The 19,976-nt window shown below is 57.5% G+C and carries 24 protein-coding genes and 2 tRNA genes; 12 read left to right on the top strand and 14 right to left on the bottom strand.

Translation table 11 applies throughout. The features are described 5' to 3' along the window. Positions 1 to 12: 12 nt before the first annotated feature. The 4 genes from QQL78_RS08060 to QQL78_RS08045 form a co-directional block, all read right to left on the bottom strand. A complete protein-coding gene (locus QQL78_RS08060) occupies positions 13 to 552 on the bottom strand; it encodes a GNAT family N-acetyltransferase (protein ID WP_284372304.1) in 540 nt (179 codons plus the stop codon). Between the two features lie 84 nt (positions 553 to 636). Continuing rightward, entirely contained in the window at positions 637 to 1,218 is a 582-nt protein-coding gene (locus QQL78_RS08055) for a retropepsin-like aspartic protease family protein (protein ID WP_284372302.1), read from the bottom strand. A gap of 56 nt (positions 1,219 to 1,274) precedes the next feature. Next, on the bottom strand, positions 1,275 to 1,907 hold the full coding sequence (locus QQL78_RS08050; RefSeq protein WP_284372300.1) for a MarC family protein: 633 nt from the start codon (positions 1,905 to 1,907) through the stop codon (positions 1,275 to 1,277). A 109-nt stretch (positions 1,908 to 2,016) separates the two neighbouring features. After that, entirely contained in the window at positions 2,017 to 3,876 is a 1,860-nt protein-coding gene (locus tag QQL78_RS08045; RefSeq protein WP_284372298.1) for an ABC-F family ATP-binding cassette domain-containing protein, read from the bottom strand. A 104-nt stretch (positions 3,877 to 3,980) separates the two neighbouring features. Here QQL78_RS08045 and ndk point away from each other — a divergent pair, with 104 nt between their 5' ends. Further along, a complete protein-coding gene (gene ndk / locus QQL78_RS08040) occupies positions 3,981 to 4,403 on the top strand; it encodes a nucleoside-diphosphate kinase (RefSeq protein WP_284372296.1) in 423 nt (140 codons plus the stop codon). 68 nt (positions 4,404 to 4,471) lie between these two features. Here ndk and QQL78_RS08035 read toward each other — a convergent pair whose 3' ends face one another. Both QQL78_RS08035 and QQL78_RS08030 read right to left on the bottom strand, forming a co-directional pair. Beyond that, positions 4,472 to 4,798 (bottom strand): TfoX/Sxy family DNA transformation protein, encoded by a 327-nt coding sequence (locus tag QQL78_RS08035; protein WP_284372294.1) that lies wholly within the window; start codon positions 4,796 to 4,798, stop codon positions 4,472 to 4,474. A 52-nt stretch (positions 4,799 to 4,850) separates the two neighbouring features. After that, positions 4,851 to 4,973 (bottom strand): hypothetical protein, encoded by a 123-nt coding sequence (locus tag QQL78_RS08030; RefSeq protein WP_284372292.1) that lies wholly within the window; start codon positions 4,971 to 4,973, stop codon positions 4,851 to 4,853. Between the two features lie 397 nt (positions 4,974 to 5,370). Here QQL78_RS08030 and QQL78_RS08025 point away from each other — a divergent pair, with 397 nt between their 5' ends. Further along, positions 5,371 to 6,285 (top strand): MYG1 family protein, encoded by a 915-nt coding sequence (locus QQL78_RS08025; RefSeq protein ID WP_284372290.1) that lies wholly within the window; start codon positions 5,371 to 5,373, stop codon positions 6,283 to 6,285. A 253-nt stretch (positions 6,286 to 6,538) separates the two neighbouring features. On the opposite strand, the gene QQL78_RS08020 is transcribed toward QQL78_RS08025, so the two are convergent. After that, a tRNA-Asn gene (locus QQL78_RS08020) sits at positions 6,539 to 6,613 on the bottom strand. A gap of 75 nt (positions 6,614 to 6,688) precedes the next feature. Next, positions 6,689 to 7,606, bottom strand: a complete 918-nt coding sequence (locus QQL78_RS08015) for an MBL fold metallo-hydrolase (protein ID WP_284372288.1) — start codon at positions 7,604 to 7,606, stop codon at positions 6,689 to 6,691. Positions 7,607 to 7,651: 45 nt separating this feature from the next. Here QQL78_RS08015 and QQL78_RS08010 point away from each other — a divergent pair, with 45 nt between their 5' ends. Both QQL78_RS08010 and QQL78_RS08005 read left to right on the top strand, forming a co-directional pair. Continuing rightward, positions 7,652 to 8,977, top strand: a complete 1,326-nt coding sequence (locus tag QQL78_RS08010) for an ATP-binding protein (protein ID WP_284372287.1) — start codon at positions 7,652 to 7,654, stop codon at positions 8,975 to 8,977. A gap of 79 nt (positions 8,978 to 9,056) precedes the next feature. Continuing rightward, complete coding sequence (locus QQL78_RS08005; RefSeq protein WP_284372285.1) at positions 9,057 to 9,506, top strand: PaaI family thioesterase; 450 nt, start codon at positions 9,057 to 9,059, stop codon at positions 9,504 to 9,506. A 25-nt stretch (positions 9,507 to 9,531) separates the two neighbouring features. Here QQL78_RS08005 and QQL78_RS08000 read toward each other — a convergent pair. Beyond that, positions 9,532 to 9,608: transfer RNA gene (locus QQL78_RS08000), tRNA-Ile, on the bottom strand. A gap of 296 nt (positions 9,609 to 9,904) precedes the next feature. Here QQL78_RS08000 and QQL78_RS07995 point away from each other — a divergent pair. The 5 genes from QQL78_RS07995 (at position 9,905) to QQL78_RS07975 (ending at position 14,514) form a co-directional block, all read left to right on the top strand. Next, positions 9,905 to 11,101, top strand: coding sequence for an OmpA family protein (locus QQL78_RS07995; RefSeq protein ID WP_284372283.1), 1,197 nt, complete (start codon positions 9,905 to 9,907; stop codon positions 11,099 to 11,101). A gap of 148 nt (positions 11,102 to 11,249) precedes the next feature. Then, positions 11,250 to 12,290, top strand: coding sequence for a phosphoribosylformylglycinamidine cyclo-ligase (purM, locus tag QQL78_RS07990; RefSeq protein ID WP_284372281.1), 1,041 nt, complete (start codon positions 11,250 to 11,252; stop codon positions 12,288 to 12,290). Next, a complete protein-coding gene (gene purN / locus QQL78_RS07985) occupies positions 12,287 to 12,895 on the top strand; it encodes a phosphoribosylglycinamide formyltransferase (RefSeq protein WP_284372279.1) in 609 nt (202 codons plus the stop codon). Before purM ends, purN begins: the two co-directional genes overlap by 4 nt. Positions 12,896 to 12,967: 72 nt before the next feature. Continuing rightward, positions 12,968 to 14,125: a ribonuclease D gene (gene rnd / locus QQL78_RS07980; protein ID WP_284372277.1), complete on the top strand. Its 1,158-nt coding sequence runs from the start codon at positions 12,968 to 12,970 to the stop codon at positions 14,123 to 14,125. A gap of 41 nt (positions 14,126 to 14,166) precedes the next feature. Next, entirely contained in the window at positions 14,167 to 14,514 is a 348-nt protein-coding gene (locus QQL78_RS07975; RefSeq protein WP_284372276.1) for a RidA family protein, read from the top strand. Positions 14,515 to 14,519: 5 nt separating this feature from the next. Here QQL78_RS07975 and QQL78_RS07970 read toward each other — a convergent pair whose 3' ends face one another. Beyond that, positions 14,520 to 15,038, bottom strand: coding sequence for a hypothetical protein (locus QQL78_RS07970; protein WP_284372275.1), 519 nt, complete (start codon positions 15,036 to 15,038; stop codon positions 14,520 to 14,522). 120 nt (positions 15,039 to 15,158) lie between these two features. Here QQL78_RS07970 and QQL78_RS07965 point away from each other — a divergent pair, with 120 nt between their 5' ends. Continuing rightward, positions 15,159 to 15,569, top strand: coding sequence for a SufE family protein (locus QQL78_RS07965; RefSeq protein WP_284372273.1), 411 nt, complete (start codon positions 15,159 to 15,161; stop codon positions 15,567 to 15,569). Positions 15,570 to 15,608: 39 nt separating this feature from the next. On the opposite strand, the gene QQL78_RS07960 is transcribed toward QQL78_RS07965, so the two are convergent. From QQL78_RS07960 to QQL78_RS07950, 3 genes are all read right to left on the bottom strand, one after another. Then, positions 15,609 to 16,244, bottom strand: a complete 636-nt coding sequence (locus QQL78_RS07960; RefSeq protein WP_284372271.1) for a DUF1638 domain-containing protein — start codon at positions 16,242 to 16,244, stop codon at positions 15,609 to 15,611. Continuing rightward, a complete protein-coding gene (locus QQL78_RS07955; protein ID WP_284372269.1) occupies positions 16,241 to 16,396 on the bottom strand; it encodes a hypothetical protein in 156 nt (51 codons plus the stop codon). The genes QQL78_RS07960 and QQL78_RS07955 overlap by 4 nt, the downstream gene beginning before the upstream one ends. Positions 16,397 to 16,492: 96 nt before the next feature. After that, complete coding sequence (locus QQL78_RS07950) at positions 16,493 to 17,194, bottom strand: corrinoid protein (RefSeq protein WP_284372267.1); 702 nt, start codon at positions 17,192 to 17,194, stop codon at positions 16,493 to 16,495. Between the two features lie 215 nt (positions 17,195 to 17,409). On the opposite strand from QQL78_RS07950, the gene QQL78_RS07945 reads away from it, so the two are divergent. Next, a complete protein-coding gene (locus QQL78_RS07945) occupies positions 17,410 to 18,486 on the top strand; it encodes a PA0069 family radical SAM protein (protein ID WP_284372266.1) in 1,077 nt (358 codons plus the stop codon). Between the two features lie 88 nt (positions 18,487 to 18,574). On the opposite strand, the gene QQL78_RS07940 is transcribed toward QQL78_RS07945, so the two are convergent. Beyond that, on the bottom strand, positions 18,575 to 19,165 hold the full coding sequence (locus tag QQL78_RS07940; protein WP_284372264.1) for an NAD(P)H-dependent oxidoreductase: 591 nt from the start codon (positions 19,163 to 19,165) through the stop codon (positions 18,575 to 18,577). Between the two features lie 105 nt (positions 19,166 to 19,270). Between QQL78_RS07940 and QQL78_RS07935 the strand changes: the two genes are divergently transcribed. Beyond that, positions 19,271 to 19,873, top strand: a complete 603-nt coding sequence (locus QQL78_RS07935) for a TetR/AcrR family transcriptional regulator (RefSeq protein WP_284372262.1) — start codon at positions 19,271 to 19,273, stop codon at positions 19,871 to 19,873. The last annotated feature ends 103 nt before the right edge of the window (positions 19,874 to 19,976 follow it).

Genomic DNA, 19,976 nt, shown 5'->3' with positions numbered 1-19,976 from the left:
GGCTGCGGTCTGTCAGGGCTTCCGCGAACTGCGGTCGGCGTCCATCGGGTGTACCCAGACTTCGGCCTGCGGTTCGTGAGGCGCGCGCGTGTGGTTCGTCACCGCACCGAGACGCTTTGCCACTGCCTGAGACCGCGTGTTGCCAATGTCGATATAGCTAAACAGCCTGTCCAGCCCCAGATCTTCATGGGCCCATTTCTTTACGGCCAATGCGGCTTCGGTGGCATAACCCTTGCCCTCGGCACCCTCGAAAAGATGCCAGGCCAGTTCGATGTCGGGCCAGTTTGAATGTTTGAGCAGCCCGACCCGGCCGACCGGATCACCGGTGCTTTGTTCCACAACGGTAAAAAAGCCGAAACCGTGCCATTGCCAATGGCCTACGCCGGTCAGAAACCCGAACCACGCCTGTTCGGCTGTGACCGTTTCTCCCTGAGCTTGCATGGAAGGGGCGCTGGTCATGAAGCGGGTAAGCGCCGCCAGATCGTCCCGTTCGGGGCCACGCAGAACCAACCGTTGGGTGCGCAATTCAGGGGCTGTCGAAAGAGGTTTCATGCCTCACCTTGGGTTCACATACGGAGGGGTAAATTCGAAGGGATCATAGTGCGGGGATAGCAGAAAGGAAGGCGGCGCGCGCATCTATCGCGTCAGGATCAATTCGCCACCTGTGATTTCGATGCGTCCCCAACGTTGCAGATAGCCCATGCCCAGAAGCGACTGCTCCATCTGCCCTTCATTCACCACGGCGGCGACATCCGTGTCGATAATGCCGCCGAGCTGTACCTGGTCAAGCCGCACAAAGGCGGTGCGCACCTCGCCGTTGGCGGTATTGGCGCGGCCCAGATAGGCAAGGGATTCAGGGTTTATGCCAGCGCGTTTGGCGTCCTTCTGGGTCAGCACCATATCGCTGGCTCCGGTGTCGACCACAAAGCGCAGGTTGGCACCATTCACGTCGGCGGTCAGGTAATAATGGCCGTCACGGGCACGGGGCACGATGATCTGATCACTGCCCGCAACACTGAATTGCGGGGTGCGGGCATCGCGGCTGATGTCCTGCCAAAGGCCCACAGCAGCGGCCCCGCCGATAAAGATCATCATCCAGACCGCGGCGTATTGCAGGGTTTTGTTCAACCCCTCGCGTGATTGCATGAAAAACCAACCACCGACCATCAGCAAGAGGACAATCAGATAGATCAGGTTGCCGGTATCTAAGTCTGCCATGGTGTTCCCTTGGGCTGTTGCGGTGTTTTCACATATAGGGACGCACCGCCTTGCTGTCAGCCCGTGGCGGGGCCAAAACCAAAGGCGGCCAGACCGTCCAGCACAAATTGCACCGCCAGCGCAGCCAGCAACATGCCCAGAATGCGGGTGATGACATCAATGCCTTTTTTGCCAATGATCCGGTCAAGGTAGCTGCTTGCCATCAGGGTCAGGCCCAGCACGATCAGCGTCAGGGCAGTGATGCCCAGCACCGTGAGCAATCCCTCGCCGCCGGGTTTTTCGCCGATCAGCAGGATGATCGAGGCGATGGAACCGGGACCGGCGATCAGCGGGATGGCGAGCGGAAAGACCGCAGGGTCGTCGATTTCTTCCCCTTCGGTGCGGTCCTCGCGGCGTTTTGTGCGCCGTTCGAACAACATATCAAGGGCGGTCAGGAACAACAGGATCCCACCCGCAATGCGGAAGGCAGGCATGGAAATGCCGACAAAGCCTAGCACCGCCTCGCCGAAAAAGGCAAAGAGGGCAAGGACCAGCCCGGCCACCAGACAGGCATTTAATGCGACCCGTCGGCGTTGCCCCGGTGTCATGCCAGAGGTGAGTGCGAGGAACAGGGGTGCGATGCCGATGGGGTCGATCACCACAAACATGGTGACAAGGGCGGTGATCATATAGGCCGTGTCGAAGGTCATCTTAGCGTCGATCCAATTGCGGGCTGCGCCCATTCTTTTGTTTTAAGGGGCTCTGCCCCATCGGTCAAAGACCGTTTCCCCGCAGCATTTAAGGCCAAAAAGAGAAAGCTCAGGCGGAGGCCTTTTCGAGTTTCTCTTCTGCCTGCATCCAGAGGCTTTCGGCGCGGGCGAGGGCGTCCATGACTTCGGCGTATTTCTTGTTCCAGACTTCGAGTTCGCCAACCTTGCTGCCTTCATAGAGGGCGGGGTCGGCGAGTTTCTTGGCCAGCTTATCGCGCATTTCATTGATCTTGGTGACGCGGGCCTCGGCTTTGCGCACTTCGGAACGCAGGGCGAGGATGTCCTCGCGGCTGGCGCGTTTCTCTTTGGGTTTTTCCTTGGCCTTGGTGTTTTTGCTGACCGGTTTGGTCGGGGTCAGCAAAAGTTTGCGGTAGGATTCAAGGTCGTCCTCATAAGGGACCACGGTGCCGTTCGAGACCAGCCAGAGGCGGTCAGCGACCATCGACAACAGGTGCATGTCGTGGCTGACAAGGATGACGGCACCGGAATATTGGGTCAGCGCCTCGACCAATGCCTCGCGAGATTCGATGTCGAGATGGTTTGTTGGCTCATCAAGGATCAGCAGATGCGGAGCGTCGAGCGTTGCAAGCAAGAGCGAGAGGCGGGCTTTTTGTCCGCCGGAAAGGCGGCCCACTTCGGTTTCGGCTTGATCCGGGCCAAGGCCGAAGCCAGCCATTTGAGCCCGCAGTTTGGAATGCAGCACGCCGGGGCGGGCCGAGATCAGATGCTGCAGCGGGGTTTCATTGATGTTGAGTTCATCGACCTGATGCTGGGCGAAGAAGCCGATGCGCAGTTTATTGGCGTTGACCGCCTTGCCGTCCATCAGCACCAGCCGGTCCGACAGCAGTTTTGAGAGCGTCGATTTGCCCTGACCGTTGCGGCCCAAAAGCGCGATGCGGTCATCCTGATCAATGCGCAGGTTGAGGCGCGAGAGCACTGGGTTGCCCTCGGTGTAGCCCACTGCGCCGTTCTCGATGGATATGATCGGGGGCGAGAGCTCTTCGGGTTTGGGGAAGGTGAACACACGTTTCGCCGCCTGTTCCGGCGTTGAAATCATATCCATCTTTTCGATCATCTTCAGACGGGATTGCGCCTGTTTCGCTTTGGACGCCTTGGCTTTGAAGCGGTCCACGAAGGATTGCATATGGTCGCGGCGTTGCTGTTGTTTCTTGGCCATGGCTGCCTGAACCGCACGTTGTTCGGCGCGTTGGCGGGCAAATTGATCATAGGGCCCCTGATAGAAAGTCAGCTTGCGGTCTTCCAGATGCAGGATGCCATTGACCGCGCGGTTCAAGAGGCCGCGGTCGTGGCTGATGATGATGACCGTGTGCGGGTATTTGGCAAGATATGCCTCAAGCCAAAGAGCCCCTTCAAGGTCGAGATAGTTTGTCGGCTCATCCAGCAGCAAGAGGTCGGGCTGGGCAAAGAGAACCCCTGCCAGCGCGACGCGCATGCGCCAGCCACCGGAAAAGGCAGAGCAGGGCATTTGCTGATCTTCGGGTTCAAACCCCAGACCTTTGAGAATCGAGGCGGCGCGACCTTCGGCGGACCATGCATCAATGTCAGACAGACGCGCCTGAATATCCGCAATGCGCCCCGGATCAGTGGCGGTTTCGGATTCGATCATCAAAGCGGCGCGTTCTGTGTCGGCCTCCAGCACCGTATCCAGCAGCGAGGTTTCCGATGAGGGCACTTCCTGGGCCACGCCGCCGATTTTGGCGCGGGAGGGCAGGGTGATTTCCCCGGCATCAAGACCCAATTCGCCACGAATGATCTTGAACAGCGTGGTTTTGCCCGCGCCATTGCGCCCGACAAGGCCCACCTTGTGACCATCGGGGATGACAGCGGAGGCTTCCTCAAACAGAGGGCGACCTTCGACGGAATAGTTGATTTCTGAGATACGTAACATGGGCGGGGTGTGCCGCAATGCGCCCGCGCCGTCAATCACGGCTTTTCATGGGCCAGACTGCATGCTAGGGAGCGGCCAAATTAACCCCCACAGGAGCAAGCCACATGGCCCTTGAGCGCACATTCTCTATCATCAAACCAGACGCAACCCGCCGCAACCTGACCGGTGCGATTGTCAAGAAATTCGAAGACGCAGGTCTGCGCGTTGTCGCCTCCAAGCGTATTCACCTGACCATGGCGCAGGCTGGCGAATTCTACAAAGTACACGCTGAACGTCCTTTCTATGGCGAACTGTGTGAATTCATGGCCTCTGCCCCCATCGTTGCACAGGTTCTGGAAGGCGAAAACGCCATCGCGAAAAACCGCGAAGTCATGGGCGCAACCAACCCTGCGGATGCTGCTGCCGGCACCATCCGCGCCGAGTTCGCTGAAAGCGTTGGCGAAAACTCCGTTCACGGGTCAGACGCACCGGAAACTGCAAAAGAAGAGATCGCTTATTTCTTCTCTGGTCTGGAGCTGGTGGGCTAAGCCTGCTGAGCTAGATCAGACGTATTTGGAAAGGGCCGCAGTGATGCGGCCTTTTTTATGTGGGGGGATCAGGGTTTGCGCACGCCAATGTCGTCAAGCAATTGGTCAAGCGTATGTTCCGGGGCAGGGCGATGTGCTGTTTTCAACGCGTCGAATCTTTTGCGCAAGGCGGCTTTTTCGGCACCTTTGCAATCGTTCCACGGGCGGCCCTGAAGCGCCATCACCAGAACGTAATAGCCGATGAAATGCGGCTTTGCCCCTGTCGCAAGGATTTTAGCATAGGCGGCGTCCGGGCCCAGATCGCGCAGGGTTTCGGCATCTTTGATGCCAGCTGCGGTGCAGCTTGCTTCAAAAGCCGGGCCAAGGTTGCGGATGGTGGAAACGGGTGTGGACATGCTGTGCAGCATATCGTGCTGGCCGTTGTACTGTCACCCGTCAAAAGCGCTGTTAAAGGCTGGCGTAATCTGTAAAAACCGGTTTTGGGCTTGGCTTTGGGGTGCTGGCCTGTGCAGGTGTTTCGGGTTTTGGTGCGGGCGTCTTGGGTGTTTCACTGATGTCTAGGCGTGCCATCTGGCTGCTCCTGAATTGCGACCGGAAGAGGGAGAAACCGGCCAATGCAAGAAGGCTGCCGCAGAAGCTGGGCCTCAGCTGGGCGCAAATGTGGCAATAGTTTGACTTCAATTTTAGAAAACACGGTAGCTATCTTGGACCAATGGATCGCGTGGCTGGCGATTTGCGGCCAAGCTTCATGGGGCCGGGGCGTTCCGCTGGCTGATATCCCTTCATGGAAGGTCAGCAGACCCGATTTCCGGTTGAGCGTAAACTGCGCTATATATGAAGTCGCGCTTGTTCATTTCCAATCAAAGCCTTGTCCTATGTGCCCACATCTGTGAAATGCTGGGGCTGACCCGTTTAAAGGGGGCCGTTTACGCCGCCTGTGCCATTTGACTTCATCAGGAGCGCATCCATGAGCATTTCCTATCTTGTGACCCATTCCGGCGGTTTTCACGCTGACGAACTGTTATCTTCTGCGATCCTGACGCGGCTTTATCCGGATGCGCAATTGCAGCGCAGTCGCGACCGGCAGTGGATCACACCGGCACCGGATCGGATCATTTATGATGTGGGCGGTGATTTTGATCGGGCGGCGCAGATTTTCGATCATCACCAACGCCCCAGCCCGCTGCGTGAGGATGGGCAACCGTTCAGCTCTTTCGGGTTGATCTGGGCGGAATATGGGCGTGCATATCTGACCGCCCTGGCCGTGCCTGAACAGGATATCGAGGCGATTCATGACAAATTTGATACGAAATTCGTACTGCCGATTGATTTGCTGGACAATGGTGCCGTCGAACCTTCGGTTGCAGGGCCTTTGTCGGCGCTGACTTTGCCGGCGCTGTTGGGCAGTCTTAAACCGGTGTTTGATGATGCAAACCCCACAGCAGATGATGAGGCATTTCTGGCGGCCCTGCCGATTGTCACGGCCCTGATCGAGGCGGAAATCCGAACCATGACAGCCAAGGCACGGGCCCGCAGCATTGTTTTGGCGGCGATAGAGGCGGCGGGCAGTTCGGCGATATTGGAATTGCCCATGGGCATGCCCTATGGCGCGGCGCTGGATCAGGCAGGTGCGGATCATATTCTGTTTGTCGTCTGCCCGCGTGGAGAGGACTGGACGCTGGGCGGAATCAAACTGTCGAATGATACGTTCGAACAACGCGCCGACCTGCCTGCCGCATGGGCGGGATTAACGGATGCGGCCCTTGAAGCGGCTTGCGGTGTTGCGGGGGCCAAATTCTGCCACAACGCCCGCTTTATCGCTGTGGCGGATAGCCGGGAAGCCATCATGAAGATGGCCGAGATCGCCGTACAGGAAGCCTGAAGCCGGGTTGCTTTTGGGGGCATGTGCTGTCCCTCCTTTGGATTCGAAATATTTCTAGAGGAGCTTGTGCGGTAACGTCCCGTTCGGGCATCAAAGCCAATTGTCTGTCTCGCTGCGTCACTAGGTGCGCAGGGAGCTGCAAGGATCTTCGGAACAGGTCATCTATGGGTTTTGAGACCGCTTGGCGGAATATCGGTGTATTTTTTGTCAAAAGCAAAAAAGCCACCAAGCTGTTGAGCTTAGTGGCTTTTTATGGCTCCGACGGTAGGGATCGAACCTACGACCAATTGATTAACAGTCAACTGCTCTACCGCTGAGCTACGTCGGAACGGTAAGGGCGTAATAGCCAAAGTGTTTTGGGACGTCCAGAGGGATTTCGCCGGAAAGTCAGATATTTTTCACCTTACCCTACTGCCCTTTGAAATTCGGCTTCCGCATGCAGGGGGCCAAGCGGTTCGACCCGGGATTTCCCCGTGAGATCAACGAGGTGCGCGAGAACGTTGCGGGTGGCCGCACCCAACAGGGCAGCAGGCGTTTCGGCATAGACCTGCCGGGCGATGTTATGGGCGGTGGCTGGACCGGCTTCAAGGGCCTGCAAAATCGCGGCTTCGCGTGATGTGCGGTGGGACACCAACCATGCCAGCCGCGCGGCCGTTTCGGTGACCGGGGCACCATGGCCGGGATAAAACACGCGCCACTCCCGGCTTGCCAGTTTGGCGCAGGAGGCCATGAAATCCGTCAGGTCGCCGTCTGGTGGCGAGACCAGCGAGGAGGCCCAGCCCATGACATGATCCGCCGTGAAACAGGCGTCACCCCAGGCAAGCGACAGGTGGTTGCCGATATGACCGGGGGTATGGAGCGCTTCAAGCTGCCAGCCGTCGCCTTGCACAACCGCACCATCGGCGAGCAGATGGTCTGGCGAAAACGCACCATCGATGCCTTCGCCACCACCCATCAACCCGCTTTCGGCCAGGGTTTGCATGACCGGGGAACGTCCGGCTGTTGCGTCGCCGAAAGCATGGATTTGCGCGCCACAGGCATTGGCCAGCGGGCGGGCGAGGGGCGAATGGTCAAGGTGAGTATGGGTCACAATGATATGGGTAATCCTCTGATCCGGCCCGACCGCATCGAGAATCGCCCTCAGATGGCTATCGCTTGCGGGGCCGGGGTCGATCACCGCGAGGCCACGGGTGCCCAACAGATAGGTATTGGTGCCGCGATAGGTCATGGGAGAAGGGTTTGGGGCAACGATTCTGCGCAAACCGGGTTCCAGCTCTTCGGCTATACCGATGGCGGGGTCAAAGTCGTCGGGGGGCAGCATGGTTTGGCCTTTCGTTGGGGATGGGGGCTGGCTAAGCTGTAGCCCATGTCCTTCCTTTGGCTCAAACAATATATGCCCCGTGGAATCTACGGGCGGGCGGCCCTGATCCTGCTGCTGCCGGTGGTGATCATCCAGCTGGTTGTTACGGTGCTTTTTGCACAGCGGCATTTTGAAGGAGTTACCCATCAGATGACCGATACGGTGCTGCGCGAATTGGCGCTGGTGCTGGACGTGGCCGAAGCGGCACCCTCTCGCGCCGCCGTGCCACGGGTGGTGGCCGCGCAACTGGGGGTTTTGGAGATTGAGGTGATCCCGGTAACTGCGGAGGATCTGCCGCCGCGCAATATGATGCGCTGGTATGACTATTCAGGGCGGGTCAGCGCGAATCGCTTTGCACAGAATATGCCAGCCTTCAAAGCGGTTGATTTTACCGCAAGTGATGGGGTGCGGATTTATCTGATCTCCGACATTGGGCCGCTTGAGGTTATACTGGATCGGCGGCGTATTTCGGCCAGTAATCCACATCAACTATTTGTTTACACGATATTTTTTGGTGTTTTGATGACCTGTATCGCCTTCGTCTATCTGCGCAACCAGCTGAGGCCGATCAAACGTCTGGCGCAGGTGGCCGAATCCTTTGGCCGGGGGCGGCATGAACCCTATTCCCCGGCGGGTGCTGTGGAAGTGCGCAGCGCGGGCAACGCCTTTATCGATATGCGCAACCGGATCGAACGTCATATTGAACAGCGCACCTTGATGTTGTCCGGGGTCAGCCACGACCTGCGCACCCCCTTGACGCGGATGCGGCTTAGCCTGTCGATGCTGGAGGATGATGAGGCTGAACCCCTGATGCAGGATGTGGATGACATGCAGCGGATGTTGGATGAATTCCTGAATTTTGCCAAAGGGGCCGCCGAGGGCACACCGGAAGCAGTGGCACCTTATGATCTGGTGGCTGAGATTGTCGCAGAGGCCCAGCGGGCAGGGCGCGATGTGGTATTACTGAATCGTGAAGGCGACGGCACCGGTACGGTCAAGCTGCGTCAGCTGGCGATCCGGCGTGCGGTGGACAATCTGATCTCAAATGCGGTGCGCTATGGGGCGCGGGCAGAGGTGTCGGTGCTGCTGACCGACAAAACCCTGCGCATCCGTGTCGAGGATGACGGACCCGGCATCCCCGAAGAACGCCGGGTCGAGGCCACTCGCGCCTTCACCCGTCTTGATCCGTCACGCAATCAGGATCTGGGGGGTGGTGTGGGGCTTGGACTGGCAATTGCCACGGATATTGCCCGTGCCCATGGCGGCGTCCTGCGCCTAGGGGAATCGCAGCGGCTGGGTGGGTTACGCGCGGATATCGTCATCGCCCGTTAAACCGAATGCGACCCAGCGGAACAATTGCACAGCCATGGCAGATTCGTCACGCTGGGCCCGACAACAGCCGGAGCATCCCATGACCCCCTATGACATGATCAAATCCCACCTCGATTCTGCCGTGCCCTTTGCCAATCACGTTGGTGTAAAACTGCTTGAGATCGGGGATGGCACCGCCAGTGCGGAACTTGACCAGCGCGATGAAGTCTCCAATCACATCCAGTCGATGCACGCAGGTGCGATGTTCACTCTGGGCGAGGCAGCCTCGGGCGCAGCGATGGCGGGTGCTTTGGCCCCGGTGATCCTGAACATGCGGCCGGTGGCGGCTGTGGCAAATATCGCGTTCAAGAAAGTTGCCAAAGGTCTGCTGACCGCTCAGGCGAAGACATCACAAGACGGGGCGGCGCTGATGCAAGCGATCAAGGCCGACGGCAAGGTCGCTTTTGATGTGCAGGTAGAGCTGCGCGATTCATCTGGTGATGTGGTCGTGGAAATGACGGTAAACTGGTACGTAAGCGCAAATCGCTAGTGGTATCTGGCTGAAATGGCGGCGATGGTAGGCCCGGCAGGACTTGAACCCGCAACCAAAGCGTTATGAGCGCTCTGCTCTAACCAGTTGAGCTACAGGCCCGCCATGGCGCTGGGGGTATTCTGCGGCGGTGGTTTCGTCAAGGCTTGGGATGTGATTTTAACCAGCTGGCCCGCAGGCCAGTGACTTGCAGCCTAAAAGGGGCATTTGCAGGTGGGATTTTGCGAAATTCGCCTTTCCTTGGTGGTTTTTCAGAAAATTGCACCGATTTTTGTGGGAAAAACCCTACTTCATCTTGACCAAAGGTAAGAGAAGCTACACTACAGGTTGTGTGCGGGCGGATTTCTGCTGATCAGGCTTGACACAACTGCAAGATTTAGTGGGGGGACTAAAACACAATGTCATTTTTCAAGGAAAATATAGTCTGGATTGCACCAACAATCGCGATTGTTCTGGTAGCAACGGGATATTTAGATCGGGAAAACGGCTTTTCGTTATTCTCTTCGGATGGACAGGAAAGCGAAATCGCAGCGGCGGCTGATCCTTACGAACAGCAGCGTCTGGCGGATTTCAACGCGTCGGTTGTTGCGGCATTGGCCAGCCCGAACGGTGCTAACACGGCACAGTCACAGGCATCCGCAGGCAGCATCACCACAGCTGAAAACAATCCCTCTGGGGAGGTGACGCGCAACGCACCGCTTGATCTTTTGCAGGTCGCCCCCGTGGAGAAACCACAGGTCGAACCCGCCAGCCAGAATGCACCGTTTAACGGCGAAAGCGCTGCGGATTTCTTTGCTTCCGCACAGGCGAATCTGGCAGTGGCCAATTCCTGCGAACAGGATCTGGGCGAACTGGCATCTTCTGCACGGATATATTTCCCTGCCGGTGGGCTTTCCGGTGAAGACGCCGGGCTTTCAGCTGCGCGTTTGCTGGGCATGGTGTTGCAGGATTGTCCGGGATATGCGGTGCAGGTTGAAGGTCATTCGGATCCTTCCGGTAACCCGCAATCCAATCAGAAGCTGAGCAAGCAACGGGCCGAGGCGGTGATCAACCGTTTGGCTGCATCTGGTATGGACACATCGAAATTCATCGCTGTGGGCTTTGGCGACACGCGACCTTCGAATGTGGTGGGCGAGGAAAGTGCTGCCTATTATGATCGACGGGTTGAGTTTTCGATCGTGAAATCGGCCCAGCAGGCCAGCTTTACCCCATCGGCCAAACCCTGGCAGGAAAAGCCAGCGGCGGATTGTGTGGCGCAATTGACCAGCAAGGCAGCCTTGGCGCGTCAATATTATGCGCCCGGTTCAATTATTGCGCCGGCTGGTGAATTAGGCGCGGTACTGGACCTTGCTGCAGAGGTTGCACAATGTGACGGGGCGTGGCTGCGCATTGTCGGGCAACACTCTGATCGTGCGGGCAACCGCGAGAATGTCTCAACCGGACGCTTGCGGGCATTGGCCATGCGAAATGCCTTGCTGTCTGCCGGACATACGCAGGGTCGGATTCTTGTCGGCGCACCGTCATATGCGGTCAATGTTGAGGGCGAGCCGGGTCTGCCGCAATCGCGCGTGGATTTTCAGGTGATTTACGACTGATCCGGGTCAAACGGATTACAAGCGGTGAACGGGGGGGCATCTGTCCCCCGTTTTTCGTTTTAGACGGCATTTGTCGGTGTGCCTGTGGTTGCTTGGCTGGGGTTGATAGGGTATCGCGGCGTCATTGTTTGGATACTGGGGATCACGCATGACAAAGAACGGGTTGACCTACGCTGATGCAGGCGTCGACATCGACGCAGGAAACGCGCTTGTTGAGCGGATCAAACCAGCGGCCAAGCGCACCGCGCGCCCGGGCACCATGTCCGGTTTGGGCGGCTTTGGGGCGCTGTTTGATCTTAAGGCGGCAGGGTTTGTTGACCCTGTGCTGGTGGCGGCAACGGATGGTGTGGGCACCAAACTGCGGATCGCGATTGATACCGGGAACGTCGACGGGATTGGCATTGATCTGGTGGCCATGTGTGTCAATGATCTGGTTTGCCAAGGGGCGGAGCCGCTGTTTTTCCTCGACTATTTCGCAACCGGCAAGCTGGAGCTGGATCAGGCGACGCGCATCATCGAAGGCATCGCCGAAGGTTGTGCCCTGTCCGGTTGCGCGCTGATTGGTGGCGAGACCGCTGAAATGCCGGGGATGTATCATGCGGGCGATTTCGATCTTGCGGGTTTCTCTGTTGGTGCGATGGAGCGGGGCACAGAACTGCCGCGCGGAGTCGCCGAGGGGGATGTTTTGCTGGGTCTGCCCAGCGACGGTGTGCATTCCAATGGCTATTCGCTGGTGCGCCGGATTGTGGAAACCTCTGGACTGGCGTGGGAAGATGACTGTCCCTGGGGTGAAGGTACGCTGGGTGCGGCTTTGCTGACGCCGACAAAACTCTATGTCAAAGGTGCGGTCGCGGCGTTGCGGGGCGATTGCGTTCAGGCGCTGGCGCATATCACCGGGGGCGGTCTGACGGAAAACCTGCCGCGGGTTCTGCCCGAAGGGCTGGGTGCGGAGATTGACCTGACCGCATGGGATTTACCCCCTGTTTTCAAATGGCTGGCGGCATCTGGCGGCATGGCTGAGGCGGAGTTGCTCAAGACCTTCAACTCCGGTGTCGGTATGATTGCCGTGGTCGCCAAGGATCAGGTCGCGGCAGCGAAAGCGGCCTTTGCGACAGACGGGCATCAGGCCTTTGAAATGGGTCGCATCACAACCGGGGCAGGGGTTGCGTATAAGGGCAGCCTGCTTTGACCAAACGGGTTGCGATTTTCCTGTCCGGTGGCGGATCAAACATGCGGGCGCTGGTTGAGGATATGACCGGAACTGCACAAGAGGATCATCCGGCGCGGCCTTGTGTGGTGTTTTCCAATCAGGTTGAAGCGGGCGGAATCGCCTGGGCCAAAGCCCGTGGCATTCCCACGGAGGTGGTGGATCACCGCCCCTTTGCTGGTGACCGTGCGGCTTTTGAACAGGCGATCAGCGCCGCATTGGCCCCCCATGCACCCGATCTGATTTGTCTGGCCGGTTTCATGCGCAAGTTGACGGGAGATTTTACCGATCAATGGGCCGGTCGTATGATCAATATCCACCCGTCCTTATTGCCTAAATACAAAGGATTACATACCCATCAGCGGGCCTTGGACGCGGGGGACAGGGCACATGGCTGTACTGTTCATGAAGTTACGGCAGCATTGGATGACGGGCCGATTCTGGGGCAGGCCAGCCTGCAAGTGGGTTGTGAAGATACAGCGGAAACACTGGCCGCACGGGTATTGAAGCTAGAACATCAGCTGTACCCCGCTGTGCTGCGCCGTTTTGCTGCGGGTGACCGCAGCTTGGTGCAGTTGAACGGCTGACTGGTCAATCATCTGTCCGTGATGTAGCTATTCAGCAAAGTCAGGATAGCCTATTCTTCGCGAAGTGAGAGCATGAAAACAATAACAACAACCGCTGACCTTGCCGAATTTTGCGCGCAGGCGGCCAAACACCCCTATGTCACTGTAGATACAGAGTTTCTGCGCGAGCGAACCTATTATTCCAAGCTTTGCCTTGTCCAGCTGGCGATGCCCGGAAGCGATGACAGCAACGCGGTTTTGCTTGATCCTTTGGCTGACGGCATTTCGCTTGAGCCGCTTTATGACTTGTTCCGCGATACTTCTGTGGTGAAGGTTTTCCACGCGGCGCGTCAGGATCTTGAGATTTTCTTTGTCGATGCACAGGTGTTTCCAGAACCGTTGTTTGACACACAGGTTGCGGCGATGGTCTGCGGTTTTGGCGAGCAAGTGGGCTATGAAACACTGGTGCGCAAGATTTGCCATGAGGGTGTCGACAAATCCTCACGGTTTACTGATTGGTCTCGCCGTCCCCTGTCTGACGCGCAAAAGAAATATGCGCTGGCCGATGTGACCCATCTGCGCCAGATCTACGAGTTTCTGGCTGAAAAACTGGAAGAAAGCGGGCGGGCGCGTTGGGTCAAGGAAGAGCTGACCATCCTGACATCACCCGATACCTATATCACCGCGCCGCAGGATGCGTGGAAACGAGTGAAGACGCGGACAAATTCGCCGAAATTCCTAGGCATCGTGCGTGAGCTGGCAGCCTTTCGCGAGGATTACGCGCAGAAACGCAATATACCGCGTAATCGTGTCTACAAAGATGATGCGCTGGTTGAGCTGGCTAGTCTGAAACCCACCAATGCCGAAGAGCTGGGCCGGGCGCGGCTGCTGCTGCGTGAAGCCCGCAAGGGCGAGATTGCAGAGGGCATTCTGGCTGGCATCGCCAAAGGCGTGAAAACCCGCGCCGAGGATCTGCCCAAACCGGATCGCAGCCGCGAAAAGCTACAGGTTAATCCGGCGCTGGCGGATCTTTTGCGGGTGTTGTTGAAGGCCAAGACAGAACAAGCCGGAGTCGCGGCCAAGCTGATTGCGCCAGCCTCTGATCTGGATGCGATTGCGGCGGGGATGCGTGACGTGCCGGCACTGAAGGGCTGGCGGCTTGAGGTGTTTGGCACCGATGCCCTGCGTCTGTGTGACGGCAAGATTGCTTTGACCGCCAAAGGCAATGATGTGCAGGTGGTTGAGGTTTAGAACCGCACTGCAAAGTTTTGAAAAGAAACAAGGAAGATAAAATGTCTGAGATCAAGCGCTACCACTCCAACCAACGGATGAGCCAGATTGTCACCCATGGCGACACGATCTATCTGGCCGGTCAGGTTGGCACTGCCGGTGCCTCTGTGGCGCAGCAAACCCAGGATTGCCTGGACCAGATTGACGCGCTGCTGGCCGAAGTCGGCTCCGACAAGACTCGCATTCTGCAAACAGTGATCTGGCTGCACAGCATGGATGATTTTGCGGAAATGAACGGTGTCTGGGATGCCTGGGCACCTGAAGGGCATACGCCTGCACGTGCCTGTGGCGAGGCCAAGTTGGCCAAGCCGGAATTCACGGTAGAAATTATCGTAACAGCTGCGAAGTAAACAGGTTAGCGCCGGGCCACCTGCGCGTTGAGTTGACCCTCAACGCGGATCCGGCGCACGCCAGCCAACTGCTGATCCGTCACGTGACGCGCTGCAATCACTTCACGGGTGGGTTTGGTGCCGATTGCCGTCTGTGCGGTCGGGCGAACCCCTTCAAGCCGATAAGTCAGAACACCTTCTACCGGCAATTCTTCCTCATTTTCAGGTGTCAGCTGCACAGCATAGATGCCCTGACGCGCGGCCAGACCTGTGGCGCGGATGATGGCACCGCCGGGCACCCGCTCGATTGTCAGATTGGTGACCTGTTCAAAGGGTCGCCCCGCATAAACTGCTTCAGCGGCGCGCCTGTTTGCAAACAAACCGCCACGTTTCGGGATCAGCGGGTTGGTGTTTTCCACCTGTGCAACTGGTTCTGACCGCGACTGTCCGAACCAGTTCAGCGGGTTCACACGGCTTTGGCTGATGGCAGTACAGGCGCCCAGGCCGAGTGTCACTGCGAGGAGAAGGGGGATTGTCTTGCGCATAGGGGCCGCCTTGGAAAATCTGGTCGTGTTTTGAGTATCCTATCGCGTGGGGCTTGGGAAGGGGCTGGACCTTTGCCATCTGCACTTCTAGGTCTGGGCAAAGACTGAAAGGGTGCACAGATGGCCAATGACGCGTTTGAGGAACTGGTGGAGGATTTCGAGTTTCTGGACGATTGGGAAGACCGCTATCGCCATGTGATTGATCAGGGCAAGGCGATGGAGCCTTTGGAAGAGGCGCTGCGTGTGCCCAGCACCAAAGTAGACGGCTGCGCCTCGCAGGTCTGGCTGCATGCGCAGTTTGATAAAGGGACGCTGCATTTTGACGGCGCGTCTGACGCGATGATTGTCTCGGGGCTGATCGCCGTGCTGCGGATTCTTTACAACGGGTTGACCCCGGCAGAGGTTCTGGCGGTGGATGCCCGCGCTGAAATGGGGCGCTTGGGGTTGAACGATCATTTGTCCGCGCAACGTTCCAACGGGCTGCGGGCGATGATCGAACGGGTACGCGAGACAGCTGCAGCGGTAGAGTAACGCGCCGCTGGCTTGAGACTGCCCAAAATCGGCCCGTGCCTAGAGGGTTTCCAGCGCGGTTTTCAGATCGCCATAGCCGGTAAAGCGCCGCTCGAAGGGCAGACCAAGGCGGGCGGCGCAGTCTTGCGCCTTGGCTGTTAACTCGGGATCATCGGTCTGGGCCTGATAGATCAGTTTTTCATAATTGCCAAAATACATGTCGCGCAAATCGGGATGCCTGTCCAACCCCATGGGTTTCCAGATAAAGGCGTCGAACTGGCGGACCAGAAAATCGGTCAGATAAAAACTGGTGAACTCACGGTCCGCTTTTTCGGCAAAGGCGTCATTGCCTTCGAAAAAACTGTAGCAATGCGGCCCTGCAATCATTTTTACGCCCATCTCCGCACAGGCGGCCTGCAACAACCCACCGGTGCCGCAATCGGCATAAACCACAAAGATATCGGCATAGTCGTTGCGATGTTTGTCGACGCTTTCGCGCACCGACTGGGTGATTTTCTCCGGAAACAGGTGATATTTGGCAGGCAGACAGGTCAAGTCCAGATGGTCCCAGCCGTTTACCGCCTTCAGGTCGATGATCTCGCGTGCAAGGGCCCCGCAGGCAATCAGCAGAATGCGGCCTTTGGCAGCGTCGAGCGGCAGGCCTTCTTCGGTCAGAACCTTGTCTGAGGGAATCATCGGCGCAACACCCGCAAAGCAACGGCGGCAATCAAAAAGGCGGGCAGGGCGGCGACCAAAACAGCGGGGCCGCCAAGGGTCAACAGCCACACGGTAACCGCCGCTGCGATTATGGCACTGGCAAAGATCAAGGCAAAGCGGGCATGGGGCATGGCGGTCTCCTGTCTGGTTCAAGATAGGCGCAGCGGTCCTTACAAAAAAGGCCCCGCAATCCTGCGAGGCCTTCCTATCCGTTCAAAGCATCGCACTCAGGCCGATTTGGCTTGGTTATGTTTGCGTGCCATCCATTCTTTTGCAGTTTCCACAGCAACAGCGGCATCGCGGCAATAGGCGTCCGCGCCGATGGCCTTGCCGAATTCCTCGTTCAGCGGGGCACCGCCCACCAGAACAATGAAATCCTCGCGGATGCCCTGTTCAACCATCGTGTCGATGACAACTTTCATATAGGGCATCGTTGTGGTCAGCAGGGCGGACATGCCAAGGATATCAGCTTCTTCGCTGTCCAGCGCCGACAGGTAGTTTTCAACCGGGTTGTTGATGCCCAGATCGACAACCTCAAACCCGGCACCTTCCATCATCATGCCGACAAGGTTCTTGCCGATGTCGTGGATGTCGCCCTTGACGGTGCCGATGACCATCTTGCCAACGCGCGGCGCACCGGTTTCGGCCAGCAGCGGCTTGAGGATGGCCATGCCGCCCTTCATTGCATTGGCGGCCAGCAACACCTCAGGCACAAACAGGATACCATCGCGGAAATCGGCACCGACAATGGTCATGCCGCCCACCAGCGCCTTGGTCAGTACCTCATAGGGCTCCCACTTGCGTTCCAGCAGGATGTTCACGCCCTCTTCGATTTCTTCCTTCAAGCCGTCATACAGGTCATCGAACATCTGCTGAACAAGCTCTTCGTCGTCGAGTTCCGACAGGATGATTTCGTCTTCTTCGGACATTGGCATTTCCTCTATGCGTATCGTGCTGGCGCTTGGCCCATGGTTCTTATTGTCATGTAATATGCAAAATTGACACGCAAATTGCGACATTGGTTGCCGTTTGTGCGACTCATTTTTCTCACGTTGATCATGAATTTTGCACATGTGGACAGGGGGATAGCGCGGGAATACGAAATGCTCCTTTCTAGCGTTCTTCATTTGTTCTACTCTGCCCTATGGATAATGAACGCAGCAGATACCGCATTAAGGCCCGCGCATCGGTCAGTAATCACGTTGGGCGCTTTGAACGCCATTGCCGTGAAACTGTCGATGACGGCTGGCACAGGGACGAAGAATTGCCGCTGTTGCGCACAGAGACAAGTATAGAGCGGCCGGGCAGTGTCATCACCTATAACCGTTCGCCTGACCTGCCGTTTGATCGCTCGATTAACCCTTATCGGGGTTGCGAACACGGCTGCGTTTATTGTTTTGCACGGCCCAGCCATGCTTATCTGGGGCTATCGCCGGGGCTGGATTTTGAAACCCGGCTTGTGGCCCGTCCCGAAGCACCGGAAGTTTTGAAACGCGAACTGGCGGCCAAGCGCTATAAAGTGGCCCCGATCGCCATCGGCACAAACACCGATCCTTATCAACCGATCGAGAAGACCCAGGGCATCATGCGTGCCTGTCTGAAAGTGCTGGCAGAAGCAGGGCATCCGGTGGCGATTGTCACCAAGGGCAGTCTGATCGAACGTGACATCGATATTCTGGCCCCGATGGCACAGCGCGGCTTGCTGCGTGTTGGCATTTCGGTGACAACCTTGGATGCGAAACTATGCCGTTTGATGGAACCACGTGCACCGTCACCGGCCCGGCGGCTGGCGGTGATCCGGCGCTTGGCCAGGGCGGGGGTACCCGTGCGCATCATGGCCTCCCCGATGATCCCGGCGCTGACCGATCCCGAGATGGAGGCGATACTGGCCGCCGGGAAAGACGCAGGTGCGGGCACCGCCAGTTGGATCATGCTGCGCCTGCCGCAAGAGGTGTCGCCATTGGTGCAGGAATGGTTGGCGCAACATTATCCCGACCGTGCCGAACGTATCATGACCCGCTTGCGGGAAATGCACGGGGGCAAGGAATATGACGCCACTTGGCACCGGCGGATGCGCGGTGAGGGACCCTATGCAGAGATGGTGGCGCAGCGGTTTAACGTGGCGGTCAAACGCTTGGGGTTGAAGTCTAACGCGCCACCAATGCGCTGTGATCTGTTTTGCGCCCCCGTGTTGCCGGGGACGCAAATGTCGTTGCTGTAAGGGGGGCGCTGGCCCACAGTTGGACCGTCAGTGGTGGAGGAGGTCCAGAGCAACGGTTCCCCGAAGATCATGAGCTTAAGGCCGCGCCCTATGCACCTTCACCTGCGATGGCTTCGACCTTGCCCAGCCATTTTTTCACCTTGTCAGGTGTGGCTTTGCCTGCTGGTGCGAAATGGGTCAGTTTCACTGGCTTAAGGCCGATAAATTGGAAAATCTGTCCTTTGATCTGGCGGAACAGCGCCTTGCGATAGAGCAAGGCAAAGAAGAAATCAGGCGTATCAGAGGTGACAATCGCCCGCGCGCTGCGTCCTTTCAGCATGGGTTGCGGCATCCCCATGGTCAGTTTGCGGGTGTCAAAGGCCCATCCGGGCAGCAGGACCCTGTCAAAAAGCCCCTTAAGCTTGCCGGGCAGGCCACCCCACCACATTGGCGTTGTCATCACCACATGCTGTGCCCATTCAATATCGGCTTGCACGGCCTCAAGACAGGGCTCCAGCGGTTTATTCTGCGCATAACCTGCAAAGCCATAATCGGTATCAAAATCAAGGTCATGCAGATGGGTAAGGCGCACCTCATGCCCGGCCTTACGCGCTGCAGCGACATAGGTTTCGGCGATGGTTTTGGTGAGGGAGGTGGCGGCGGGATGTCCGTTCAAGACAAATATGCGTTTGGTGCTCATGGCGTTTCCTGACGATTTATGAATATTGACCGTGGTCATATTTCTGCACAATGGGTTGGTCAATCATAAATTGACCGTGGTCAGGAAGTTCTGTAATTTCACGTCATGAACAAGCCCATACAAAAGCGAAGCCAGGCAACACGTGCCAAACTGATCGACGCAGCAGAGAAAGCCATCCTGTCAAAAGGCTTTACCGCGATGCGGGTGGAGGATGTGGTTCAGGAAGCCGGTGTGGCGAAAGGCACCTTCTTTGCCCATTTTCAGGACAAGGACGCCCTGATGGATCTTTTGATCGGCAGAGAGATCGAGACCTATCTTGACGATTTTGAAGAAATGCCGCCGCCGGAAAGTCTGGATGAACTGGTTGACCGGCTGATGCCGCTGATGAATTTCATGACAAGTGAAAGATATGTCTTCGACGTTATCCTGCGCCATTCAGGCGCTGCGGCGAAAGAGGACATTGGCCCGATTGCCAGTACCTTTGAGCATCAACTGGAGATATTTACCCGATGGCTGAGTGAAAAACCGTTTCGCAAGGATGTGTCACCCTTGATCTTGGCGGAAGGGATTCAAGCTTTTGCAGTGCAATCCATGGGGTTGCAATTCTGTGCGATCAGTCGCGAAGAGCCGATGCAAAGCAGGCTAACGCAATACCTGAATGCTTGGTTGATCCTGCCGGCCAGTTCGGTTTCCGGGAACGGCGCGTGAGCGGGCAGTATTTTAGGTCAGGGCAAGGGCTGCGCCTTTGACGCCGTAGCAGATCGGGCGACGTGAAGCGCCGCCCAATATCGAATATTGAATACGATGTGAA

The organism is Sulfitobacter pacificus, assembly GCF_030159975.1.
Lineage (GTDB): Bacteria > Pseudomonadota > Alphaproteobacteria > Rhodobacterales > Rhodobacteraceae > Sulfitobacter > Sulfitobacter pacificus.
Note: the sequence above shows the minus strand (reverse complement) of the source record. Positions and strands in the feature narration are given on the sequence as shown.